A 23,984-nucleotide genomic window follows, 5' to 3' on the forward strand; every position below is an offset into this window, starting at 1 on the left:
CAGAATATGCCTGGCGGCACTAGCGCGGTGGTCCCACCTGACCCCATGCCGAACTCAGAAGTGAAACGCCGTAGCGCCGATGGTAGTGTGGGGTCTCCCCATGCGAGAGTAGGGAACTGCCAGGCTCAAAATTAAAGCGTGCTGATATGGCTCAGTTGGTAGAGCGCACCCTTGGTAAGGGTGAGGTCCCCAGTTCGACTCTGGGTATCAGCACCAGTTTTTAGGTTAAAGTTCGGCGGCTTGATAAAGAATTTGCCTGGCGGCAGTAGCGCGGTGGTCCCACCTGACCCCATGCCGAACTCAGAAGTGAAACGCCGTAGCGCCGATGGTAGTGTGGGGTCTCCCCATGCGAGAGTAGGGAACTGCCAGGCTCCAAATAAACAAAAAGGCCATCCGCAAGGATGGCCTTTTTGTTTTGGATCGTTGTAAAAAAGATAAAAGCCACGAAAGTGACCTTTATCTATAAATATCAATGAATGACCTGAGACAAAAATGCTCGCGTGCGTTCTGATTTTGGATGGGCAAAGAACTCATTTGGAGGAGCCTGTTCAACAATTTCCCCCCGGTCCATGAAGATCACTCTATCAGCAACCGTCCGTGCAAAACCCATTTCATGCGTTACACACAACATTGTCATGCCTGATTCTGCCAGGCCAATCATGGTATCCAACACCTCTTTAACCATCTCTGGGTCCAGTGCAGAAGTAGGCTCATCAAATAGCATAATTTTCGGTTTCATACAGAGTGATCGAGCAATCGCTACGCGTTGCTGTTGCCCACCGGAGATTTGCCCCGGGAATTTATGCGCATGTTCAGCAATTCGTACCTTTTCCAGATAATGCATGCCGAGTGCTTCAGCTTCTTTCTTGGGCATTTTACGCACCCAAATCGGCGCAAGTGTGCAGTTTTGCAACACTGTAAGGTGTGGGAAAAGGTTAAAGTGTTGGAAAACCATCCCGACTTCAGTCCTGACTTTCTCAATATTACGCAAATCATCGTTGAGCTCGGTGCCATCAACGACAATACGTCCTTGTTGATGCTCTTCCAGATGGTTAATGCAGCGTATCGTTGTGGATTTACCTGAACCTGAAGGCCCGCACAGTACGATGCGCTCGCCTTGTTGTACCTTCAAATTGATATCTTTCAGTACGTGAAACTGTCCGTACCATTTATTCACATTCTCCAGCATGATCATCGCATCAGCGGGTTGCATAGTAATTTGACTCATTTATTCATCCTCAGTGCGGTGTTCGTCCGGTGTTAAAACGTTTTTCAAGATGCTGGCTGTAACGCGACATACTGAAACAGAAAATCCAGTAGATGAGGGCTGCGAAGACGTAGCCTTCGGTCGACATCCCCAGCCATGCAGGATCAACAGTGGCTTGCTGTACGCTGCTAAACAGATCAAACAAACCAATAATGATCACCAGACTGGTGTCTTTAAATAGTGCAATGATGGTGTTAACCAGGCCTGGAATGACCATCTTTAATGCCTGCGGCAGGATCACTAATCCCTGGGTTTTCCAGTATCCCAGTGCCAGAGACTCTGCGGCTTCGTACTGCCCTTTTGGTAGCGCCTGCAAACCGCCACGTACAACTTCTGCGACATAAGCGGACTGGAAAAGGATCACGCCAACCAATGCACGGATAAGTTTGTCGATGCTTGTCCCTTCAGAAAGAAACAGTGGCAGCATGACGGATGACATAAACAAGACGGTGATTAACGGTACGCCACGCCAGAACTCGATAAAGACCACCGACAAAATTCTAACCACGGGCATTGTCGAACGGCGGCCTAAGGCCAGTAAGATCCCCAACGGTAACGCACCGGCAATCCCCACTGACGCGATGATAAGCGTTAAAGTTAACCCTCCCCACTGGCGAGTTTCGACACGATCCAGACCTAAAAAGCCGCCGTATAGCAAACCCCAAACAACCAGAGGATAGATGACTGCCCATGCGGCGATGTAACGGCCACGGCGAGGCATCGCATTCCAGAACATTGGGATGATAGAAGCCAGGCCAATGAGCAGAGCAAGGTTAATTCGCCAGCGTTGATCATGCGGGTATAACCCATACATAAACTGCCCGAAACGTGCGTGGATAAACACCCAGCAAGCCCCCTCTTTTGTGCAGTCAGCACGGCTATCACCAATCCAATTAGCCTGGAAAATCGTCCAATTCAACAATGGCGGAATCAGTTCCCACATCATCCACAAGCAGAAAATAGTCAGTAAGCTATTAGACCAGCTGGAAAAAAGATTCTTACGAGCCCACTGTACGGCACCTGAGCGAACAGCCTTTGGGCGCGCGTTATGTGACACTAATGCTTTTGTCATCGTAATTCCTTAGCGCTCAACCAGGGCAATTCGCCGGTTATAGATATTCATTAGTAACGAAATAGTCAGGCTGATAATTAGGTAAACCGACATCGTTATGGCAATGGTTTCAATGGCTTGACCGGTCTGGTTGAGTACTGTTCCTGCGAACAACGAAACCATATCCGGATAGCCAATAGCGGCCGCCAGAGAGGAGTTTTTCACGATATTGAGGTACTGACTGGTGAGCGGTGGAATGATCACGCGCATGGCTTGAGGAATGATGACCTGGCGCAATGTGACCGGGTTGGGTATCCCTAATGAGCGCGCCGCTTCGTGCTGACCATAAGGGACAGACTGGATTCCGGCACGAATAATTTCGGCAATAAAAGCGGAGGTATAAACCGACAAAGCGAGAGTTAATGCCGCAAGCTCAGGAATAAGTACCATGCCGCCACGGAAGTTAAAACCGCGCAAAGCTGGGACATCCCAGTGCAGTGCTGCGCCGAAAATCCATTGAGCAACAATCGGCAGCAATATCAATAAACCCAAAGCGAAAGGCCAAGTACGGCGCAATTGCCCAGTTTTTATCTGGTGCATTTTGTTATATCGATACAGTCCTGCAGAAAGGACCAATGCAGCCGCAATAGCAGCAATAAAGGCCAGTGCTCCTTCACCAATTTGCGGAGAAGGAATATAAAGCCCACGGTTGCTCAGAAAGAGAAGATCAAAGGCATTAACCGCCTGACGGGGGCCAGGTAAGTTGCGCAGTACCGCAAAATACCAAAAGAAAATCTGCAATAAAGGAGGGATATTGCGGAATGTCTCGATATAAAAAGTAGAAAGTTTGCGTAGAAGCCAGTTATCGGAAAGCCGGGCTAGACCGAGAAAGAAGCCAATAAATGAAGCGAAGACAATGCACAATGAGGAAACCAATAAGGTGTTCAGCAGGCCGACGACGAACACGCGACCATAAGTATCACCCTGCTCATAATCAATGAGATGCTGAACGATACCGAAGCCTGCGCTGCGATCCAAAAATGCAAAACCGGAGGTAATGCCACGATTGCTAAGGTTGGTGACGGTGTTGTGTATCAGGTAAATGGCGATGCCAGCGACGATGACGACCGCAATAATCTGATACAGCCACGCACGAACCGCAGGATTTGAAAAGGAGATATCCACTTTTACGAGTGGGCGGCGATGGGGCATAAGCGAACCTCAGTTACATAAACTCAAACTTTGGGCACTACAACAGTAGTGCCCATTTCTGACGTCTCGCTTAGCGAACCGGTGGTGCGTACTGAATACCGCCTTTGTTCCACAGGTTGTTCTGTCCACGTTTGATCTTCAGGGGGCTTTCAGAGCCTACGTTATGCTCGAAAATTTCAGCGTAGTTACCCACTTGTTTGACGATGTTGTACGCCCATTTATTGTCGAGTTTCAGGTCTTTACCAAAGTCACCTTCTTTACCTAACAGGTGTGCCATATCTGGTGTTGTTGGATTAGCGGCCATCTGGTCAACGTTTTTAGAATCAATACCCATTTCTTCGGCGTTCAGCATGGCGAACAAAGTCCAGCGTACAATGGAGAACCAGTCTTCATCACCACGGCGGACTACTGGGCCTAAAGGTTCTTTTGAAATCACTTCAGGAAGAACTACCCATTCGCCTGGAGTGCTGAGTTTGATACGAAGCGCATAGAGTTGTGACTGGTCGGAAGCCAGAGTATCGCAGCGGCCTGATTCCAGCGCCTTCGCTGATTCATCGGAGCGGTCGAACGTCACTGGGGTGTACTTCATATTGTTTGCTTTGAAGTAATCGGCCACGTTCAATTCAGTATCAGTACCAGCCTGAATACATACAGTCGCACCATCCAGCTCTTTAGCGCTCTTCAGATCTGCTTTGTTGTGCGTCAGGAAGCCGATGCCATCGTAATAAGTCACGCCAGTAAACATCATGCCCATCCCGGCATCGCGTGAGGAAGTCCAGGTGGTATTACGTGACAGAATGTCCACTTCACCAGATTGCAGCGCGGTAAAACGCTCTTTCGCCGTCAGTGGGGTGTATTTCACTTTCGATGCATCACCAAATACCGCAGCCGCAACGCCGCGACAAACGTCTACATCAATGCCGGTAAACTTACCATTGGCATCAGCATAGGAAAAACCTGGCAGACCATCGCTAATCCCACATTGCACAAAACCTTTCTTTTTTACCGCTTCAAACGTGGTCCCAGCGTGAGCCTGGCCGACGATTGCGAATAATGCACCGGCTGCGACCAGAGTGGAGAGTATTGTCTTTTTCATAATGCATCCTGTGTGGCGAAATTATCGTTATAAGTATTGACGCTAGCGTGGCGTCGTTTTTCCTGTCTGTGGCATCTGCCAGTCTGGTTAAAGCAAAGGGAGTGCCAAGATTGCGAGTCGCGGTATGCGTGTACCACGCGTCGCAGTTAGCTGAGTGTAGACAGGAAAAATCGCACACAGCGCCCTAAAACGGTGCAAAAATGAAACCTACGCCACATTTCAGCACAAAAAAGTTTCAGTTTTTGATCATATGAAAAGAAGTAGTTTCTGACGTTAATATTAGCTGGGGTGCTATTAATGCAGGGGTGTGAGAGGCATCACGGCTGTTGATGCAACAAAACAAAAAAGTACGAAACTGAGTGATTTGTTTCACGCTAAAAAAGCAGAGCTGATGACTAAAAAAGGAGGGGCCTATTTTTGCTTGCACTTAAACGATGCAGACGGATTTTCCCAATAAAAAAGCGCGCCCTGGTCAGGCGCGCTGTTTCTGATTCGAATGGAAGAGTTATTTAGTTAACGCAACGATACCCAGCGTTAAACCTGCAATCGCAGCGGCGCCACCGGCGATAGCGCCTGCGGTTTCCCAGTTATCCTGAGTCGTACCTTTCATACAGGTATTGGTATGCACTAAACGCCCCTGGTCGTCATAGACCGGTACGCAAGGTGAGTCAGTCGCACAACCCGCCAGAAGTGTAGAAAGCAACGCAGCGGCAATGAGCTTTTTCATATGGAACCTCGTTAACCCAAACCCCGTCCAGGGACGACTTGTGCACCAGGGCTACAGAGTTATCTAAAAACCTGTTGGGGTGAATGAGGCAACTTTATCACTACGCTAAGTCTGGTGAAGAGCGGGGAATAATTGCAATTCATGTGCAGTGTAAACAAAGTGGAGAAAAACGAACTTAGGCAGGTAAATATGGAGAGAAAATGAAGGATGATAATTTTCAGACAATAAAAAGCTTATGTCGCGACAATTAGTTATGTCGGGTAAGGAACTATCATATTTTGGAAAAAATATTAATCAATCAATATGTTATGATTATTTATCAGTTCTTCAACAATTCTATGATTCGATTAAGTCGTTCATCATTTTTAGCCTTACTGTGAATGTAGGCGTAGATATCCAGAGTGTCTTTCTCCATCCATGGGATAGTGACACAATGAAGATTAAAGTACTCAGGAATGTGTTTTAGTAAAAATTCAGGGAAGAACATGACAAAGTCACTCTTTTCAATACAATGCAGCATGTTGAGTAGAGAGTTTGATCGATAACGGATAATCCTCTGGTGAGAGTTTGCATACAGTTTTTCGGGTAGATACGCATTGGTTTCAGCTGAGCTTAGGACGGCATGTTCTTCGCTCATCCATTGTTCAAGGCTTAAGTTATCTTTAATTCTCGGATGCCCCATACGACACAAACCAATAATTTTAGATTGGGCAATCCTTGTAGAAATGAAAGAGTGGTTATATTTAATTGCAGAACCAATATCAATATCCACTTCTCTTGAAACCAAAGCGGTAATCCGCTGATCTTCGAGCATGATACGGTTATTAAATGTGAATGATACCTGATCGGATATTTTATTGTTTTTTAGCAATTTATTCATTAAATAATATTCAATCATAGTATTGGTTCGAATGAATATGTTAGATACTTCTGTTTGTTTACTACCACTAATCATAATTGAATGTGATATTTCTTCGTCAATTTTCTTAAAGGATGGATAGAGCTGGCTAGCAATTGGAGTTGCTTTTAGCCCTTTGGCTGATTTGACAAAAAGGATGTCATGATAATAATCACGTAGTTTATTTAATGAGTATGTTAGTGTCGGCGACGATATCCCAAGGGCCTGAGCTGATTTAGTCATACTTTTTGTTTCAAAAATCATCACCAGCGTTTTGATTAGGTTGTAGTCGAATTTATTGCTCACAAGTTAACTTCCTATAAAATCATATATTTACTATGTACTATAAAGTTTTTTAAAGCGTGACTTCTAAAAATTTCTATTGTGTATGGGTCCAGAAGACGGCCTAATAATGGCCTTCAACGCGCAAATTAAAAGAAGGTTTAATGAAACTCCTGACCGATAAGTCCAAGTTTGAAAAATGGTTTATACAAGATTATCTGCGTATTAACAGCTGCCCTCTGAACCCCTCAATATTCACTGACGAAGAACTGGAGTCTATCCTGCAAGAATCGTTACCAGAATCATTTCCTTGTCTGGTTTTTTTCGATTCGCATGATGCCCGTCCTTTCGGAGAACAATTAAGATATGTATATAAGAAGGAGTTAAGGCTAATGCAAAAGTTACTGGAAGGAAATGAATTTACTCATTGAAAAATGAAGTAAGTTGTTTCAATTAATAACTTGATTCACGTGGTGAATATTATGTTTTGTATTCATTTGTTTTGTGAGTTTTAAATCAACAATAATGTCATTTCGTCTAAAGGATTGTTGAATACCATTTTTCATAATTAAGATTTAAGCATATAAATGCAATTGATGTCATAATTCCCCGGATTTCTTAGCATGGAACGCTATTTCCCAGATAAATAACTTTCTTCCATGACCACCAGCAACCCATAGTTCCTTTATCTACTCCACTTCCCGGAAGAACCAGGCTTATTTTGATACTCTCAGAGATTAAAAAAGGCGCTTCCCCATGCCGAGTAGCGCCTTTTTAAACAACAACTTAACTGATTAATATCAGTTCATGCCGTATTTTTTCAATTTTTTACGCAGCGTGCCACGGTTGATGCCCATCATCAGGGCAGCGCGGGTTTGGTTGCCACGGGTGTATTGCATCACCATGTCCAACAATGGCTGCTCTACTTCAGCCAATACCAGCTCATACAGATCACTAACATCTTGACCATTCAGTTGAGCAAAATAGTTCTTCAGTGCTTGTTTCACGGAGTCACGAAGAGGTTTTTGGGTAACCTGATCCTGTGAGTTAACGGTGGAAACGGTTAGTACGTCAGAATTTACGCGTTGTTCGAACATAGTTCTGTCAGCTCTTTATTTCTAATTACGCAAGATTTTCGAAGTATGCCTCCAACGCCTCAAGCTGTTCGCTTGCATCTTCAATGGCGTTGAATGTGCGCCGAAACTGGTCATTTGGAGCGTGTTCCTGTAGGTACCAGGAAACGTGTTTGCGAGCAATTCGGTATCCCTTAGCATGACCATAAAAGTCATGTAGTTCCCCAATATGCCCACAAAGTAAGCGCTTCACCTCTGCCAGAGGCAGGGGAGGAAGCAGCTCTCCAGTGTCCAGATAATACTGGATTTCCCGAAAGATCCAGGGTCTTCCCTGAGCCGCGCGTCCTATCATAAGAGCATCAGCCCCTGTGTAGTCGAGCACAGCTCTGGCTTTAAGCGGGTCAGTAATGTCACCATTCGCGATTACCGGAATGGAAACTTTCTGCTTAACTGCCCGAATGCTGTCGTATTCAGCGTCGCCCTGAAATAAACAGGCGCGTGTGCGTCCATGAATCGTCAAAGCTTGAATGCCACAGTCTTCAGCCAGTTGGGCAATCTCTTCACAGTTACGGTGCGCCGTATCCCAGCCAGTGCGAATCTTCAACGTTACAGGCACGTCTACTGCGTTAATTACCGTTGTCAGGATAGATTTCACCAGACTTGGGTATTGCAGAAGTGCTGAACCCGCGAGCTTACGATTCACTTTCTTTGCCGGGCATCCCATATTGATATCAATAATCTGGGCGCCATTAGCCACGTTAATACGTGCGGCCTCTGCCATCTCATCAGGGTCACTACCGGCAATTTGCACGGTGCGAATACCTGGTTCATTCACGTGCACCATCCGTAAACGTGATTTATCACTCGCCCAAACTTCAGGGTTAGAGGACATCATCTCGGAAACAGTCAGTCCGGCCCCCATCTCGTAACACAGCGTCCTGAATGGTCTGTCAGTGATGCCAGCCATAGGTGCTGCAATCAGTCGATTTCTGAGCTGGTGTTGTCCAATGCGCATGAGTTAAGAAATGACCATACTTGCCTGCAAGGCGGCGTATATTACGCATTTTTGACCTGAGATGAAAGGCCAAACTTTGAACAATCAGCTGTCGTAGATCAATGAATCCGCATCCTGTGCGATAGCATAAATAAATTAATGATTAATTTCATTGTGTTAGCTTGGGGTGGTTGTTTTGTGCTCTTTTCATTTTTAGTGAAATTGGAAAGCAATTAACATTATTTTAGGCGCAAAGCGCCAGATAAACTGCTGCTTTGTTCAGCAGTTTTGGCATTTTTCTGCGAGGAATGTCTCATTTTGGTGCCGGGATTCGTCTATTCAGACCTTGGGGCAATAAACGAGAAAGCGGGAGTTTACTCCCCCGCAATAAGTGGTTTACTCAACAATTTCACGGCCATGCAAGGGTTGTGTTGGGCGGTTATTTCCATGATGCATTGCTGTGGTGAATTGTTTCAATTGCTGCACCGAGAGTGTCACAGGATGCTTCATCACTAACCAGCGTACACCTTCAGAGCAGGGTGGAGTGGTTAGCGAACCGCTGAAACGATAATGGGACAGATCCTCTGGTAGTAATTTGTTCACATCGATTTTTTGTTTTAATTCTGCTTTTTCATCGGCTTTGGCTGGCATCGTCTGCCAGAGTTTAGCGAGTTCACTGTTGGCAGTCCCGGTTTCAAACATCACTGCGACGACGGCAATCTCTCCCTCAGCATTTTTATGCACCAGGTGCATTTCCATGGCGAAATGTTTGCCATTGAGAGTGTTTTCGCTTGGCGCATGGAAATGGAGTTGCTGAAGCTGGAAAGGAACGCCATCAATTGTCACCACATCTTTCACACTGGCTGCGAAACCCGCCTGGATAGTATGGCCGTTATTTATGATGTTGATAGGGGAGTCTACATAACTAGATTTTAGCGGGTTGATATGCGCTTTTAGCGTGTTTTTTATGTCAATTGGCGACTGATTCATCCCCACTTTACAAGTTTGGTTTTCTGGGCTGACTTCGGCCCAATGTTCTGGCGAGCCTTCACCTTCGTAACTCCAGTGAGAGGCCATGGCTAAAGCGGGCAGCATTCCCATAGTGAGAATTGCCAGCGTGCGCAAAGTGGTTTTCATTGATTCATTCCCTGATAAATTTTATTAAATAGCGTCGTTTAACTGACATGTTTGAAGCGGCGCATTGTAAAACTCGGTTTTCAGGAAAGAGTGGGCAAAAATGGCGGGGCAATAAAATCAGGTATTAACTTTTACTTAAAGTGGCCAGTTGGCCACTTTAAGGGGGAAGGGGGACTTAGCGTTTGATACCAGTAATGCGGCACCATTCTTCTTTTTCGGCGACAGGATCAAGGGTGAATTTGTCCTGATACGCTTCGCAAACACTTTCGGCCTGGCTTGCCAGCACGCCAGAAAGCCCAAGGAAACCGCCCTGAACAGGCAGCACGCTGATTAAAGGAGCTAACTCACGTAAAGGCCCTGCAAGGATGTTTGCGACCACGACATCGGCGCTCATGGCTTCTGGCTGGTCTTGTGGCAGATACAGCTCCAGGCGTTCAGAAACACCGTTGCGTTCTGCGTTATCACGGCTGGCCTGAATGGCTTGTGGGTCGATATCAATACCAATCGCTTTAGCAGCACCCAGTTTCAGCGCCGCAATCGCGAGAATGCCGGAACCACAGCCGAAATCGATAACGGTTTTGCCTGCCAGATCCAGTCCATCAAGCCACTCAAGGCACAAAGACGTAGTTGGGTGAGTGCCAGTTCCGAACGCAAGACCTGGGTCGAGCATCACGTTTACCGCATTCACGTCTGGCACATCACGCCAGCTCGGGCAAATCCACAGGCGCTGGCCAAAACGCATCGGGTGGAAGTTATCCATCCATTCACGTTCCCAGTCTTTATCTTCGAGTTGCTCGATTTTGTGACGGAAACCCACGCTCAGCAGTGGGCAGTTTTCGAGAATCGCGACGACTTCTTCCATGTCTGTTTCAGCGTCGTACAAACCGATCACATCGGTATCGCCCCATAAACGGGTTTCGCCAGGTAATGGCTCGAATACCGGTGTGTCATGGGTATCCTGAAAGGTCACGGATACTGCGCCGCTTTCGATCAGTGCATCGCCGAGTTCTTCAGCGGTTGCGCCGGTAGTATTAATTTTCAGTTGAATCCATGGCATAGCGAAACTCTTTATTTATCAGTAGTTGGAACGAGTGCTGGTGCAGGCAGCGGCTGACCGAAACGGTTGCCTACCAGGAACGCCAGCAAACTTAGTAATAAGGATGGCACAATGGGGTGGAAGCCAAATAACTGGATTTTGAAACTCGCCAGCACCGCATACAACCCGCCACCGACAATCATTGCACTTAGCGCGCCCGCAGCATTGGCTCGCTCCCAATAAAGGCCGAGCACTAAAGGCCACAGGAATACCGCTTCAAGCCCACCAAACGCCAGCAAATTCAGCCAGATGATCATTTCTGGTGGGCGCCATGCCGCGAGTAGCAGCAACGCACCCAGAATCAACGTGATCACCGATGACATTCTTTTCAGACGCCTTTCGTTAGTGATCTGATCCGGTCGCATATTCAGATAAAGATCTTTGACGATCGTAGCGGATGATTGCAGCAATTGGGCGTTAATTGTCGACATAATTGCCGCCATGGGTGCCGCAAGAAATATTCCCGCCGCTATTGGTGGTAACACCGTGACCATCAACGTTGGGATAACCAAATCAGGGACTTTCAAATCCGGTATCACTGCACGGCCTAACGCGCCCGCCAGATGCATACCAAACATCAAAATCGCGACCACAATTGTGCCGAGGATAATGCCACGGTGCACGGCTTTGCTGTCTTTATAAGAGATGCAGCGTACCGCCGTGTGCGGCAAACCAATCACGCCGAAGCAGACCAGCACCCAGAATGAGGTCATGAACGTCGGGGAAAGGATGTCATCGGCACCCTGCGGTGAAACGAGTTTAGGGTCGATATGCTGCAGCGTATCTACTGCGTTGTGCAAACCACCGGCTGCGTGAACGATGCCCACCAACAGCAAAATCGTGCCAACCAGCATCACCATGCCTTGCATTGCGTCGTTGAGAACGCTGGCACGGAAGCCACCAAACGCGGTATACAGCGCAATGCTGATACCAAAAATCAGCAATCCCGTTTCGTAAGGAATACCGGCTGCCGTCTCCAGTAAGCGTGCACCACCGATGAACTGCACGGTCATCGCGCCAACAAAAGCCACTAACAGGCTAAGACTCGCCAGCCAAACCAGCAGACGGCTTTGATAACGGGCGAACAACATGTCATTCAGGGTAACGGCGTTATAGCGACGTGCCAGAATGGCAAACTTTTTACCCAGAATACCCAGAGATAACCATACCGCCGGTAATTGAATCATTGCCAGCAAAACCCAGCCCAGCCCATATTTATAAGCAGCTCCAGGCCCGCCAATAAATGAACTGGCACTGATATAAGTGGCGGTTAGCGTCATCGCTAATACAAACCCGCCCATCGAGCGGCTACCCAGGAAATATTCGTTGAGGAAATTACCTGTGGTGCGGCGTTTCATGGCGTACATGGAAATGCCAAAAACCACTAATAGATAGGCTACCAGCGGTAATACGACTTCAAGCTGCATGATCATCCTCCAGAGGAATATCACGGAAGATAAACTTCACCATTGCCCAGCACAGTAAAATGAACAGCAAAGGTACCAGCAGGCACGCCATTTCAAACCAGTGCGGTAGGCCAGTTGGGCCGATTTCATTACCAGGTAAGTAAGCAGCCACTAACCATGCGGCAAGATAGAGAAGGGTTAGCCAAAGCGCCCAGCGGGCTTCTTTATGGGCCTGAACAAAACGCGCGTCCATTATTGTCCCTTGAGTTGGCGGAAAGCGGCGATTGTAACGCATAGCGAGAAGATGGGGATCAAAAAAGAAAAAGGCCGGAGAACCGGCCTTATCACGATGTTACTTCTTGAGAAAACTTAGTCCTGAAGACCCAGTTTTTTCTCCAGATAGTGGATGTTAGTTCCACCGTGCTGGAAGTTTTCATCGTTCATGATGCGAGTCTGCAAATCAACGTTGGTTTTGATGCCATCGATGATCAGTTCAGCCAAAGCATTTTTCATGCGAGAAATCGCGACTTCACGCGTTTCACCGAAGCAGATCAGTTTGCCAATCATGGAATCATAATACGGCGGTACGGTGTAACCGGCGTAAATGTGTGATTCCCAACGCACACCAAAACCACCTGGCGCATGGAAGCGAGTGATTTTGCCTGGACTTGGCAGGAAGGTATTCGGGTCTTCGGCGTTGATACGGCATTCTACCGCATGGCCTTTAACATGAACGTCTTCTTGCTTGATAGACAGTGGCTGGCCTGCAGCAATGCGCAGCTGTTCTTTAATCAGGTCAACGCCGGTGATCATTTCTGTTACCGGGTGCTCAACCTGAATACGGGTGTTCATTTCAATGAAGTAGAACTCACCGTTTTCGAACAGGAACTCGAAAGTACCTGCACCGCGATAGTTGATATCAACACAGGCTTTAGCGCAGCGTTCGCCGATGAATTTACGCAGTTCCGGCGTGATGCCCGGTGCTGGCGCTTCTTCAACCACTTTCTGGTGACGACGCTGCATAGAGCAGTCGCGTTCTGCCAGGTAAACCGCTTTGCCCTGGCCGTCAGCCAATACCTGAATCTCGATATGGCGTGGGTTTTCCAGGTATTTTTCCATATAGACCATGTCGTTGTTGAAAGCAGCTTTCGCTTCCGCACGGGTCATATTAATGGATTGTTCCAGATCGGCATCGCTACGTACGACACGCATACCACGACCGCCGCCACCGCCAGACGCTTTGATAATAACCGGGTAGCCAATGCGTTTAGCATGAGCACGGTTTTTATCCATATCGCCGTCAAGAGGGCCGTCAGAGCCTGGTACGCAAGGTACGCCAGCTTTCTTCATTGCGTTGATTGCAGACACTTTATCGCCCATCAGACGAATAGTTTCAGCACGCGGGCCAATGAAGATGAAGCCTGAACGTTCAACTTGCTCGGCAAAGTTGGCGTTTTCAGACAAGAAGCCATAACCCGGGTGAATCGCAACTGCACCAGTAATTTCTGCTGCAGAGATGATTGCCGGGATATTCAGATAGCTTTTTACCGACGGAGCGGGACCGATACAAACAGTTTCATCCGCCAGTAATACGTGTTTTAAATCGCGATCCGCAGTGGAGTGCACAGCGACAGTCTTGATACCCAGTTCTTTACAGGCACGAAGAATACGCAGAGCAATCTCGCCACGGTTAGCGATGACAATTTTATCCAGCATAATCGCCTCGTTACTCGATGACGACCAGCGGCTCGTCAAATTCAACCGGTTGGCCATTCTCAACCAGGATGGCTTTCACCACACCGGCTTTGTCAGCTTCGATCTGGTTCATCATTTTCATTGCTTCAACGATACACAGAGTGTCGCCAACGTTAACCTTCTGGCCAACTTCAACAAATGACTTAGCATCCGGGCTTGGGGTGCGGTAGAAAGTACCGACCATTGGGGAACGCACGATGTGACCACTGATTTCAGCAGCCGCTGGTGCTTCTGCCGGAGCGGCAGGTGCAACAACGTTAGACAGGCCAGGTTGCGGCTGTGGCTGGTACATTGGAGCAGCATAAGCCTGTTGCATCATTGGGTAACCGGTGTTTGCCGGTGCACGACTGATGCGTACAGATTCTTCGCCCTCAGAAATTTCCAGTTCAGAAATGCCTGATTCTTCAACCAGCTCGATCAGTTTTTTAATCTTACGAATATCCATGAGTGGGTTCCGTACTCTTGTTTAGATGGATTTTGACAAGCGTTTTACCGCCGTCTGTAGTGCATATGAATAGCCGTCAGCGCCTAATCCGCAGATGACACCAACCGCTTTATCAGAAAGATATGAATGATGGCGGAACGGTTCGCGCGCATGCACATTGCTCAGATGGATCTCAATAAACGGAATATCTACCGCTAATAAGGCATCACGCAGTGCAACGCTCGTATGAGTAAACGCGGCCGGATTAATCAGAATAAAATCGACAGTGTCTTTAGCCTGATGAATTCGGTCGATCAATTCATATTCCGCGTTGGATTGCAGGTGGCTGAACGAGACATTTAGCGTTTTTGCTTCTTCTTCGAGCGAGTTAACAATTTGGGCTAAAGTCAGCGTGCCGTACTTCTCAGGCTCACGTGTTCCCAGCATGTTAAGATTCGGGCCGTTCAAAAGCAAAATGTGAAAATTAGCCGACATCGTGCTGCCATCTCCTGCAATTTGTAGGTATTTTACAAAATATACCTAAGTTGCTCGGTTGTCACCTTCAGAGCCAGAAAATGGCCTGTCAGAAAAACCAAAGTCGCACATTATAACGATTTCGTAGCAATTGGCAGCTAAATACTGGTCTTATCAGGGAAGATGATCAACTCATATCCCTAAACGGGGCCAGGTTGATCACTTTTCTGCGGGGAACAACACATATCTTTCGTTAACGCCGCCACTGACGGAATTTCTTGTAGCGTAAGGCCAGAAGGATGATTGCGCCCAGAGCATACAGCAATGGTTGCGGTGAGATAACCTTTACTGACCACAGATAATGAATCGGGGCAAGGATAGCGACCAGATAGACGAAGTTATGCAGCTTTTGCCAGCGTGGCCCCAATTTTCGTTGTAACGACTGCGTAGATGTTGTTGCCAATGATAGCAGTACCAACCAGCTGATTATTCCTAAAGTTAAATACGGGCGCGTGACCAGTTCCCGGCCAAGTAGCGCCAGATTGTTGATGCCCAATTCCAACATGGCGTAGCTGACTAAATGAAGTGTGGCCCACGCAAAACACCATAATCCTAACAACCGACGGGTTCGAATCAGCAGCGGCTGCTTCCCGTATCGCGCCAACGGTGTGACTAGCAGCGTCGCCAGCAACAGTTTAAGCGCCATTCTGCCGGTAAAATGCTGGATATCCTTTGCCGGGTCGGCACTTAAAAGCCCCTGGTTTGCAGCATAAAACAACCAGACAAAAGGTAAGAAGGCCGCGAGATGCAGTACGACTTTAAGACAGGTTATCTGTTTTGCGGTTAATCGCACTTTAGAAATTCTCCTTCAGATTCAAGCCGCGGTATAGCGATCCGACCTGGTCGGCATAACCATTAAACAGCAGCGTCGGCTGGCGTTTTACATCCAGTACTCCACCTGATCCGATAAATCGCTCACTGGCTTGCGACCAGCGTGGGTGGTCAACATTTGGGTTTACGTTGGCATAAAATCCGTATTCATTAGGTGCTGCCATATTCCAGGTGGTAGGTGGTAACTCGCTAACCAGTTTGATACTGACAATCGACTTTATTCCTTTAAAGCCGTATTTCCATGGCACGGTGAGTCGTATCGGTGCACCGTTTTGCGGTGGCAACGCTTTCCCGTAAACGCCGACCGTAAGTAGAGTCAGAGGGTGCATTGCTTCATCAAGACGCAATCCTTCGACGTAGGGATATTTCAACCCGCCACCGATAAAACGGTCCTTCTGCCCGGGCATTTGTTCCGGGTCGTAAAGCGTTTCGAAGGCGACATATTTTGCTTTGCTGGTGGGCTCGACTAGCGCGAGCAGTTTACTGAGTGGGAAACCTATCCACGGCACCACCATCGACCAGGCTTCGACACAACGCATCCGATAAATACGCTGTTCCAGTGGGAATTTCTTATAAAGATCGTCAAGGTCAAGTGTTTGTGGTTTTGCCACCTCACCGCTAATTGTGATTTTCCACGGATCGGTCTTTAAGCTTCCGGCATTGGCTGCTGGGTCGGCCTTATCAAGGCCAAATTCGTAGAAATTGTTGTAACCCGTCACTTTGTCTTCTGGGGTCATGGCGAGTTTTGCCTGCCATTGTTCAGGCTGGCTAAATTGCAGGGGTTTTCCCGATGGCGCGGGTGGCCTGTCGTTCCCTTTAAACCAGGAGAGAATATCAGCATGGGCAGTTTGAGGAAGCGAGAGAGCCGCGGCACTGATGCCCAGCGCTTTCAGCACCTGGCGGCGTTTCAGCATAAAAACCGATTCGGGTGTGACATCTGCTTCCGTAAAGCGGGTTACTTTTTTCATCTTGTTCTCCGGCATGGCTTTATAGGCTAAGCATGACGGAGAACGCTGAACCCTGCGAATATGTCACAAAAAATTGAAACTTAAAGAAGGGATAGGTTTCGTTGCGGTTGCGTTAATGGGATACCTGCCGATGAAGGCTATACTTGAATTTCGGTGTATTTACGTATCCTTTGCAACAAAGGATAAGAATCTGTTCACCGTGTTTGCCTGAATTGCTCTTTTACTATGTAATGCCGCATCAAGTCAGGCTGGTCTTATCTTCACCAAACGGAGTTAACTCAAGGATGCGATTAACGACGAAACTTTCTGCTTTTATGACGTTGCTGACTGGCCTCGCTATTTTTGTGACGCTCGTGGGTTGTTCATTAAGCTTCTTTAATGCGATGCATTTTAAAGTTCATCAGCGTGTGGTGGCGGTTGCCACAATCATTGATAACGATTTGGTTTCAAGCTCTCCAGAAGAACTGATCAATCGCCTCAACGAAGTGATGGTGCCCATTGATATCACCGAGGTGAAATTCAAAATAGGCGGCAACACGGTTTACCAACATCAGTTGAGCCAATCCTACCGTTTACTGGGCAATAGCTACAGTTTTCGTACCGTGACTGTTGAGTTAATGAAGCATCCGGGGATGTTCCTCTCTCTCACCTATCGGGATCCTGTCGCGAATTACTACAACTCACTTTTCACTACCGTTCCACTTTCTATCACGGTTGGCTTCATGCTTATCGTGCTGTTTTTTGCTATCCGCTGGATGAAAAAGCAGCTCGCCGGGCAAGAGTTACTGGAGAACCGAGCGCGACGGATTCTGAACGGTGAAAGAGGCGTTGAGGTGCGCGGATCGGTACTGGAATGGCCTCCGAAAGCCAGTAGCGCTTTGGACTTGTTGCTTTCCGATCTGCAAAACGCGAACGATCAACGCAGCAGAATGGACACCTTGATTCGTGCTTTTGCGGCGCAGGATGCGAAAACAGGCCTGAATAATCGTCTGTTTTTTGATAATCAACTGGCGACGTTGCTGGATGAACAAGAGCAAGTGGGCGCGCATGGTGTAGTGATGATCATCCGTCTGCCCGATTTTGACACCCTGCATGAAACATGGGGGCGCGCGGCGGTAGAGGAGTACTTATTTACCCTCATCAATCTGTTGTCGACATTTGTGATGCGTTATCCCGGCGCATTACTGGCACGTTATTTCCGCAGCGATTTTGCCGTTTTGTTACCTCATCGCACATTAAAAGAAGCCGATAGTATTGCCAGCCAGTTGCTGAAAGCCGTTGATACCTTGCCGCCAACCCGAATGCTCGACCGCAATGACATGATGCATATCGGTATTTGTGCATGGCGTAGCGGGCAAACCAAAGAGCAGGTGATGGAGAACGCGGAAGTCGCGACGCGTAATGCTTCGTTGCAAGGGGCGAACAGTTGGTCGGTCTATGACGATAGTTTGCCGGAAAAAGGGCGCGGCAATGTGAAATGGCGTACGCTCATTGAGCAAGTGTTACAACGCGGTGGCCCACGCTTCTATCAAAAACCGGCGGTAATGCGTAATGGCTACGTACATCATCGTGAAATCATGTGTCGGATTTTTGACGGCGAACAAGAAGTGCTGGCGGCAGAATATTTGCCGATGGTGAAGCAGTTTGGTTTAGCGGAACAATATGACCGGCAAACCATCGCCCGATTGTTACCTTTAGCCGGTTTCTGGCCCGAAGAAACACTGGCTATTCAGGTGTCTGTAGAATCACTGATTCGCGCTCCGTTCCAGCGTTGGTTGCGTGATGCGTTGATGCAGTCAGAAAAATCGCTTCGACGACGTATTCTTTTTGAACTTGCAGAGGCAGATGTCTGTCAACACATCAGCCGTTTGCAGCCTGTGATTCGCTTGATTAAAGCTTTGGGTGCTCGTATTGCTGTCTCCCAGGCGGGTTTGACCGTAGTGAGCGCTTCTTATATTAAGGAGTTGGATGTGGAGTTGATAAAGCTGCATCCGGGGCTCGTGCGAAACATTGAGAAACGAACTGAAAATCAGTTGTTTGTACAGAGCCTGGTTGAGGCCTGTAATGGGACTCAGACGCAAGTTTTTGCGGTCGGAGTCAGAACGCGAAGTGAATGGCAGACACTGGTGGAGAAAGGCGTGGCGGGTGCTCAAGGTGATTTTTTTGCGGCATCTCAACCACTAGACAGCAACGTGAAAAAATATTCGCAAAGATACTCGGTTTAACCTGCCGTTTATGAATATTTCACGTAGAATAACGCGCGCTGCATCTCAAGGGGGCTAATACGCCTGCTGACCAGATTGTTGAAGCATGAAATGAACCCGGTTTGCTTCCTTGCACTGTTCGTTTAACCTACAGCGTTTGTTTGTTTCCTCGGCAGTTCGAGGATAAACGTGTCGAAAGTGTATTAGTCGTAGTAAACTGCACAATTTTTCACCATTGCAGAACATTTTTGCGCCTTGTCGCTGCAATGAGTGGTTGGTAAAGTAAGCGGATTTTGTTTCCGCCCCAGCTTTCAGGATTATCCCTTAGTATGTTGAAAAAATTTCGTGGCATGTTTTCCAATGACCTGTCCATTGACCTGGGTACCGCGAATACCCTGATTTATGTGAAAGGACAAGGCATCGTACTGAATGAGCCATCTGTCGTGGCTATTCGCCAGGATCGTGCCGGTTCACCTAAAAGTGTTGCGGCTGTCGGCCATGATGCTAAACAGATGCTGGGTCGTACCCCCGGCAACATCGCAGCTATCCGTCCGATGAAAGATGGCGTTATTGCCGATTTCTTCGTGACCGAAAAAATGCTGCAACACTTCATCAAACAAGTGCATAGCAACAGCTTTATGCGCCCAAGCCCACGCGTACTGGTTTGTGTGCCAGTTGGCGCAACTCAAGTTGAACGTCGCGCGATTCGTGAATCTGCGCAAGGTGCAGGTGCTCGTGAAGTCTTCTTAATTGAAGAACCAATGGCTGCGGCTATCGGTGCTGGCCTGCCAGTTTCTGAAGCAACCGGTTCAATGGTTGTGGATATCGGTGGTGGTACAACTGAAGTTGCCGTTATTTCTCTGAACGGCGTGGTTTACTCCTCTTCCGTACGCATCGGTGGTGACCGCTTCGACGAAGCCATCATTAATTATGTGCGTCGTAACTACGGTTCACTGATTGGTGAAGCCACTGCTGAACGTATCAAACACGAAATTGGTTCTGCTTACCCAGGCGATGAAGTGCTTGAAATCGAAGTGCGTGGCCGTAACCTGGCTGAGGGTGTTCCACGCGGCTTTACCCTGAATTCCAATGAAATCCTCGAAGCCCTGCAAGAGCCATTGACGGGGATCGTGAGTGCGGTGATGGTTGCACTGGAGCAGTGCCCACCAGAGCTGGCGTCCGATATCTCTGAGCGCGGTATGGTTCTGACTGGTGGTGGCGCATTGCTGCGTAACCTTGACCGTCTGCTGATGGAAGAAACAGGCATTCCGGTAGTAGTTGCAGAAGATCCATTGACTTGCGTAGCCCGTGGCGGTGGCAAGGCACTGGAGATGATCGACATGCACGGCGGCGACTTGTTCAGCGAAGAGTAATCAGCCGCACGTAAGGGGCAGTCATCAAGACTGCCCTTTCTTGCTGGCCCTGGAATACGCATAGCCTATGAAGCCAATTTTTAGCCGTGGCCCTTCGTTACAGTTTCGCCTGATTTTGGCGGTGCTGGTGGCGATTGGTGTAATGATTGCCGATAGTCGCCTGGGTACGTTCAGTCAGATTCGAACGTATATGGATACTGCCGTCAGCCCTTTCTATTTTGTCTCAAATGGTCCCCGTGAATTGCTCGACAGCGTCTCGCAAACACTGGCATCACGCGACCAGCTAGAACTCGAAAATCGTGCACTGCGTCAGGAATTGATCCTGAAAAACAGCGAATTACTGATGATGGGTCAATATCGTCAGGAAAACGCACGCCTGCGCGAACTGCTTGGCTCACCGTTGCGTCAGGACGAGCAAAAAATGGTGACTCAGGTTATCTCTACCGTTAACGATCCTTACAGTGACCAGGTGGTTATTGATAAAGGCAGCGTGAACGGCGTCTATGAAGGTCAACCCGTCATCAGTGATAAAGGTGTCGTAGGTCAGGTTGTCGCGGTGGCGAAACTCACTAGCCGTGTTTTACTGATTTGTGATGCTACCCATGCGCTGCCTATTCAGGTACTGCGTAATGACATCCGCATTATCGCGGCGGGTAACGGCTGTACTGACGATCTGCAACTGGAACATTTACCGGCTAATACTGATATTCGCGTAGGCGATGTATTGGTGACATCTGGTTTGGGTGGCCGCTTCCCGGAAGGCTATCCTGTGGGCGTCGTTTCTTCAGTGAAGCTTGATACTCAGCGCGCATACACGGTTATTCAGGCTCGTCCGACTGCTGGCTTACAACGTCTGCGTTATTTGCTGCTGTTGTGGGGCGCGGATCGCGAAGGGAAAACCCCGATGCCGCCTGATGAAGTTCATCGCGTGGCGAATGAGCGCTTGATGCAAATGATGCCGCAGGTTTTACCAGCGGCTGATTCTGTCGGGCCACCAGCTCCGGTTCCTCCTCCGGCAACGGGTATTACGACTCCTGCCCCTGCTGCACCAGCAAGCCTGGGAGGGCAGTAGTGGGTAGTTACCGTAGCCAGGGCCGTTGGGTCATCTGGCTTTCTTTCCTCGTCGCCTTGTTGTTACAAGTCATGCCATGGCCTGACGATTTAAAAATCTATCGTCCTGACTGGGTATTACTGATCCTGCTGTACTGGATTCTGGCTCTGCCACACCGCGTAAATGTAGGCACAGGTTTTGTGGTGGGTGCCATACTGGATTTAATCAGCGGCTCTACCCTTGGCGTGCGCGCATTATCTCTGAGCATCGTTGCTTATCTGGTGGCGTTAAAGTACCAGCTATTCCGCAATCTCGCGCTTTGGCAACAGGCTTTGGTGGTTATGCTGTTGTCATTGATGACAGATGTCATTGTTTTCTGGTCTGAATTTTTAGTTATCAATGTCTCTTTCCGCCCAGAAATTTTCTGGAGCAGCGTGGTCAATGGTGTACTGTGGCCATGGATATTCTTGTTGATGCGTAAAATTCGCCAACAATTTGCAGTGCAATAGGATTGAACATGACATCTTTGTATCTGGCATCCGGCTCCCCGCGTCGTCAGGAATTACTGACTCAGTTGGGTGTGTCGTTTGAGCGCATCATTACTGATGTAGAAGAACAGCGTCTTAGCCATGAAAGCGCACAGCAGTATGTCGTGCGCCTGGCGCGTGATAAAGCGCGGGCGGGCGTTGCGCTCGCGCAACATGACTTACCTGTTCTGGGTGCCGATACGATTGTTATCTACAATGGCAAGGTGTTGGAAAAACCTAAAGATGAACAACACGCTGCTGAGATGTTGCGTATGTTATCCGGGAATCAGCACCAGGTAATGACGGCTGTTGCGCTGGCAGACCGTGAATCTTTGCTGGATTGTCTGGTAACGACTGAAGTGACTTTTCGTGCATTATCAGAACAGGATATCGCGGGTTATGTGGCCTGCGGTGAACCGATGGATAAAGCAGGTGCATACGGTATTCAAGGGCTTGGTGGCTGTTTTGTCAGGAAGATTAATGGCAGCTATCATGCAGTAGTCGGTTTACCGCTTGTTGAAACTTATGAATTGCTGAGTAATTTTCACGCATTGCGTGATGGACGAGGAAAACATGACGGCTGAATTATTAGTCAACGTGACGCCATCGGAAACTCGGGTGGCTTACATTGATGGTGGAATACTGCAAGAGATTCACATTGAACGCGAAGCACGCCGCGGGATCGTAGGGAATATCTACAAAGGTCGTGTAAGCCGGGTGCTTCCCGGGATGCAGGCGGCATTTGTAGATATTGGCCTTGATAAGGCAGCGTTTCTTCACGCTTCTGACATCATGCCGCATACCGAATGTGTGGCGGGAGAAGAGCAGAAAAATTTCACCGTACGCGATATCTCCGAGTTGGTGCGTCAGGGCCAGGACTTAATGGTTCAAGTGGTGAAAGACCCGCTGGGTACCAAAGGTGCTCGTTTGACTACCGATATCACGCTGCCATCTCGTTATTTGGTCTTTATGCCAGGAGCTTCCCACGTTGGCGTATCCCAGCGCATTGAAAGTGAAGCCGAGCGTGAACGTCTTAAACGTGTAGTGAATGCGTATTGCGATGAGCAAGGCGGATTCATTATTCGCACCGCAGCTGAAGGCGTATGCGAAGACGATTTAGCTTCAGATGCGGCTTACCTCAAGCGTGTCTGGACCAAAGTCAGCGAGCGCAAAAAACGTAACAAAACCCGCTGCCAACTTTACGGTGAATTAGCACTGGCGCAGCGCGTACTGCGTGATTTTGCCGATGCCGCACTTGACCGAATTCGTGTCGACTCCCGTCTGACTTACGACATGCTGCTGGAGTTTACCGCAGAATACATGCCGGAAATGCACAACAAAATCGAACACTACAGTGGTCGCCAGCCTATTTTTGATTTGTTCGACGTTGAGAACGAAATCCAACGTGCGCTGGAGCGAAAAGTTGAGCTGAAATCAGGTGGTTACCTGGTTATCGACCAGACTGAAGCGATGACGACTGTGGATATCAACACCGGGGCTTTCGTTGGCCACCGCAATCTTGATGACACCATTTTCAATACCAATATTGAAGCGACACAGGCGATAGCTCGCCAGTTACGTTTGCGTAATCTCGGCGGCATAATCATTATTGATTTCATCGATATGAGTAATGAAGACCATCGCCGACGCGTGCTGCACTCCCTCGAGCAGGCATTGAGTAAAGATCGCGTGAAAACCAGTATTAATGGTTTCTCACAGCTTGGGCTGGTTGAGATGACACGCAAACGCACGCGTGAAAGTGTTGAACATGTGCTTTGCAACGATTGTCCAACTTGCCATGGTCGCGGTACGGTGAAAACGGTTGAAACGGTGTGTTATGAAATTATGCGTGAAATTGTGCGCGTGCATCATGCTTATGATTCCGACCGTTTCCTGGTTTACGCATCACCTGCTGTGGGGGAAGCGCTGAAAAGCGAAGAGTCCCATTCATTGGCAGAAGTGGAAATTTTTGTCGGCAAGCAAGTCAAAGTTCAGATCGAGCCGCTCTATAATCAAGAGCAGTTCGACGTCGTTATGATGTAACTCGCTGCACGGATAGTGCAGATTTGAGTTCCGCT

General features: G+C 48.2%; 24 protein-coding genes, 1 tRNA gene and 2 rRNA genes. 10 read left to right on the top strand and 17 right to left on the bottom strand.

From position 1 onward, the window contains the following. The first annotated feature begins 9 nt into the window (after positions 1 to 9). The 3 genes from rrf (MES37_RS00645) to rrf (MES37_RS00655) all read left to right on the top strand — a co-directional run bounded on the left by rrf (MES37_RS00645) (position 10) and on the right by rrf (MES37_RS00655) (position 371). Positions 10 to 125 (top strand): 5S ribosomal RNA (rrf, locus tag MES37_RS00645). A 15-nt stretch (positions 126 to 140) separates the two neighbouring features. Beyond that, positions 141 to 216 (top strand) — tRNA-Thr (locus MES37_RS00650). Between the two features lie 39 nt (positions 217 to 255). After that, positions 256 to 371 (top strand): 5S ribosomal RNA (gene rrf, locus MES37_RS00655). A gap of 98 nt (positions 372 to 469) precedes the next feature. Here the strand turns inward: rrf (MES37_RS00655) and MES37_RS00660 are convergent. The 6 genes from MES37_RS00660 to MES37_RS24845 all read right to left on the bottom strand — a co-directional run bounded on the left by MES37_RS00660 (position 470) and on the right by MES37_RS24845 (position 6,557). After that, positions 470 to 1,228, bottom strand: a complete 759-nt coding sequence (locus MES37_RS00660; RefSeq protein WP_064514184.1) for an amino acid ABC transporter ATP-binding protein — start codon at positions 1,226 to 1,228, stop codon at positions 470 to 472. Between the two features lie 10 nt (positions 1,229 to 1,238). Continuing rightward, positions 1,239 to 2,339, bottom strand: coding sequence for an amino acid ABC transporter permease (locus MES37_RS00665; RefSeq protein ID WP_237929901.1), 1,101 nt, complete (start codon positions 2,337 to 2,339; stop codon positions 1,239 to 1,241). Positions 2,340 to 2,348: 9 nt separating this feature from the next. Further along, a complete protein-coding gene (locus MES37_RS00670) occupies positions 2,349 to 3,530 on the bottom strand; it encodes an amino acid ABC transporter permease (protein WP_237929902.1) in 1,182 nt (393 codons plus the stop codon). Between the two features lie 70 nt (positions 3,531 to 3,600). After that, complete coding sequence (locus MES37_RS00675; protein ID WP_064543014.1) at positions 3,601 to 4,626, bottom strand: amino acid ABC transporter substrate-binding protein; 1,026 nt, start codon at positions 4,624 to 4,626, stop codon at positions 3,601 to 3,603. A 505-nt stretch (positions 4,627 to 5,131) separates the two neighbouring features. After that, complete coding sequence (locus MES37_RS00680; protein ID WP_121814786.1) at positions 5,132 to 5,353, bottom strand: hypothetical protein; 222 nt, start codon at positions 5,351 to 5,353, stop codon at positions 5,132 to 5,134. Between the two features lie 319 nt (positions 5,354 to 5,672). Then, positions 5,673 to 6,557 carry a LysR substrate-binding domain-containing protein gene (locus MES37_RS24845; RefSeq protein WP_237929903.1) on the bottom strand — a complete coding sequence of 295 codons (885 nt, stop codon included), beginning with the start codon at positions 6,555 to 6,557 and terminating at the stop codon, positions 5,673 to 5,675. Positions 6,558 to 6,697: 140 nt separating this feature from the next. Here MES37_RS24845 and MES37_RS00690 point away from each other — a divergent pair, with 140 nt between their 5' ends. Next, positions 6,698 to 6,964, top strand: a complete 267-nt coding sequence (locus MES37_RS00690; protein ID WP_064543018.1) for a hypothetical protein — start codon at positions 6,698 to 6,700, stop codon at positions 6,962 to 6,964. A 369-nt stretch (positions 6,965 to 7,333) separates the two neighbouring features. On the opposite strand, the gene fis is transcribed toward MES37_RS00690, so the two are convergent. The 11 genes from fis to msrP all read right to left on the bottom strand — a co-directional run bounded on the left by fis (position 7,334) and on the right by msrP (position 16,751). Continuing rightward, complete coding sequence (fis, locus tag MES37_RS00695; protein ID WP_003855228.1) at positions 7,334 to 7,630, bottom strand: DNA-binding transcriptional regulator Fis; 297 nt, start codon at positions 7,628 to 7,630, stop codon at positions 7,334 to 7,336. Positions 7,631 to 7,655: 25 nt separating this feature from the next. Then, positions 7,656 to 8,621 (bottom strand): tRNA dihydrouridine synthase DusB, encoded by a 966-nt coding sequence (dusB, locus tag MES37_RS00700; RefSeq protein ID WP_034459869.1) that lies wholly within the window; start codon positions 8,619 to 8,621, stop codon positions 7,656 to 7,658. A 375-nt stretch (positions 8,622 to 8,996) separates the two neighbouring features. Then, complete coding sequence (locus MES37_RS00705; protein WP_064543020.1) at positions 8,997 to 9,737, bottom strand: carbonic anhydrase; 741 nt, start codon at positions 9,735 to 9,737, stop codon at positions 8,997 to 8,999. 175 nt (positions 9,738 to 9,912) lie between these two features. Then, positions 9,913 to 10,794, bottom strand: a complete 882-nt coding sequence (prmA, locus tag MES37_RS00710) for a 50S ribosomal protein L11 methyltransferase (protein WP_133522288.1) — start codon at positions 10,792 to 10,794, stop codon at positions 9,913 to 9,915. An 11-nt stretch (positions 10,795 to 10,805) separates the two neighbouring features. Beyond that, complete coding sequence (gene panF, locus MES37_RS00715) at positions 10,806 to 12,260, bottom strand: sodium/pantothenate symporter (protein ID WP_064543024.1); 1,455 nt, start codon at positions 12,258 to 12,260, stop codon at positions 10,806 to 10,808. Further along, positions 12,250 to 12,492 carry a YhdT family protein gene (locus tag MES37_RS00720; RefSeq protein WP_064543027.1) on the bottom strand — a complete coding sequence of 81 codons (243 nt, stop codon included), beginning with the start codon at positions 12,490 to 12,492 and terminating at the stop codon, positions 12,250 to 12,252. The genes panF and MES37_RS00720 overlap by 11 nt, the downstream gene beginning before the upstream one ends. Positions 12,493 to 12,608: 116 nt before the next feature. Further along, positions 12,609 to 13,955 carry an acetyl-CoA carboxylase biotin carboxylase subunit gene (gene accC / locus MES37_RS00725; protein WP_064543029.1) on the bottom strand — a complete coding sequence of 449 codons (1,347 nt, stop codon included), beginning with the start codon at positions 13,953 to 13,955 and terminating at the stop codon, positions 12,609 to 12,611. 10 nt (positions 13,956 to 13,965) lie between these two features. Next, positions 13,966 to 14,439: an acetyl-CoA carboxylase biotin carboxyl carrier protein gene (accB, locus tag MES37_RS00730; RefSeq protein WP_064543031.1), complete on the bottom strand. Its 474-nt coding sequence runs from the start codon at positions 14,437 to 14,439 to the stop codon at positions 13,966 to 13,968. Between the two features lie 21 nt (positions 14,440 to 14,460). Then, entirely contained in the window at positions 14,461 to 14,913 is a 453-nt protein-coding gene (gene aroQ, locus MES37_RS00735; RefSeq protein ID WP_034459855.1) for a type II 3-dehydroquinate dehydratase, read from the bottom strand. A 232-nt stretch (positions 14,914 to 15,145) separates the two neighbouring features. Beyond that, complete coding sequence (gene msrQ / locus MES37_RS00740; protein WP_121814802.1) at positions 15,146 to 15,745, bottom strand: protein-methionine-sulfoxide reductase heme-binding subunit MsrQ; 600 nt, start codon at positions 15,743 to 15,745, stop codon at positions 15,146 to 15,148. 1 nt (position 15,746) lies between these two features. After that, positions 15,747 to 16,751, bottom strand: coding sequence for a protein-methionine-sulfoxide reductase catalytic subunit MsrP (gene msrP / locus MES37_RS00745; protein ID WP_064543035.1), 1,005 nt, complete (start codon positions 16,749 to 16,751; stop codon positions 15,747 to 15,749). Between the two features lie 284 nt (positions 16,752 to 17,035). Between msrP and csrD the strand changes: the two genes are divergently transcribed. From csrD to rng, 6 genes are all read left to right on the top strand, one after another. Further along, complete coding sequence (csrD, locus tag MES37_RS00750; RefSeq protein ID WP_121814803.1) at positions 17,036 to 18,976, top strand: RNase E specificity factor CsrD; 1,941 nt, start codon at positions 17,036 to 17,038, stop codon at positions 18,974 to 18,976. A gap of 308 nt (positions 18,977 to 19,284) precedes the next feature. After that, positions 19,285 to 20,328: a rod shape-determining protein MreB gene (gene mreB / locus MES37_RS00755; protein WP_034498906.1), complete on the top strand. Its 1,044-nt coding sequence runs from the start codon at positions 19,285 to 19,287 to the stop codon at positions 20,326 to 20,328. A 67-nt stretch (positions 20,329 to 20,395) separates the two neighbouring features. Then, a complete protein-coding gene (mreC, locus tag MES37_RS00760; RefSeq protein ID WP_064543039.1) occupies positions 20,396 to 21,400 on the top strand; it encodes a rod shape-determining protein MreC in 1,005 nt (334 codons plus the stop codon). Further along, entirely contained in the window at positions 21,400 to 21,888 is a 489-nt protein-coding gene (mreD, locus tag MES37_RS00765; protein ID WP_034459838.1) for a rod shape-determining protein MreD, read from the top strand. Before mreC ends, mreD begins: the two co-directional genes overlap by 1 nt. A gap of 8 nt (positions 21,889 to 21,896) precedes the next feature. Then, positions 21,897 to 22,490: a Maf family protein gene (locus tag MES37_RS00770; RefSeq protein WP_064543040.1), complete on the top strand. Its 594-nt coding sequence runs from the start codon at positions 21,897 to 21,899 to the stop codon at positions 22,488 to 22,490. Next, positions 22,480 to 23,949, top strand: a complete 1,470-nt coding sequence (gene rng, locus MES37_RS00775) for a ribonuclease G (RefSeq protein WP_064543042.1) — start codon at positions 22,480 to 22,482, stop codon at positions 23,947 to 23,949. The genes MES37_RS00770 and rng overlap by 11 nt, the downstream gene beginning before the upstream one ends. Positions 23,950 to 23,984: the final 35 nt, after the last annotated feature.

This window comes from Buttiauxella sp. S19-1 (genome assembly GCF_022134725.1).
GTDB lineage: Bacteria > Pseudomonadota > Gammaproteobacteria > Enterobacterales > Enterobacteriaceae > Buttiauxella > Buttiauxella ferragutiae.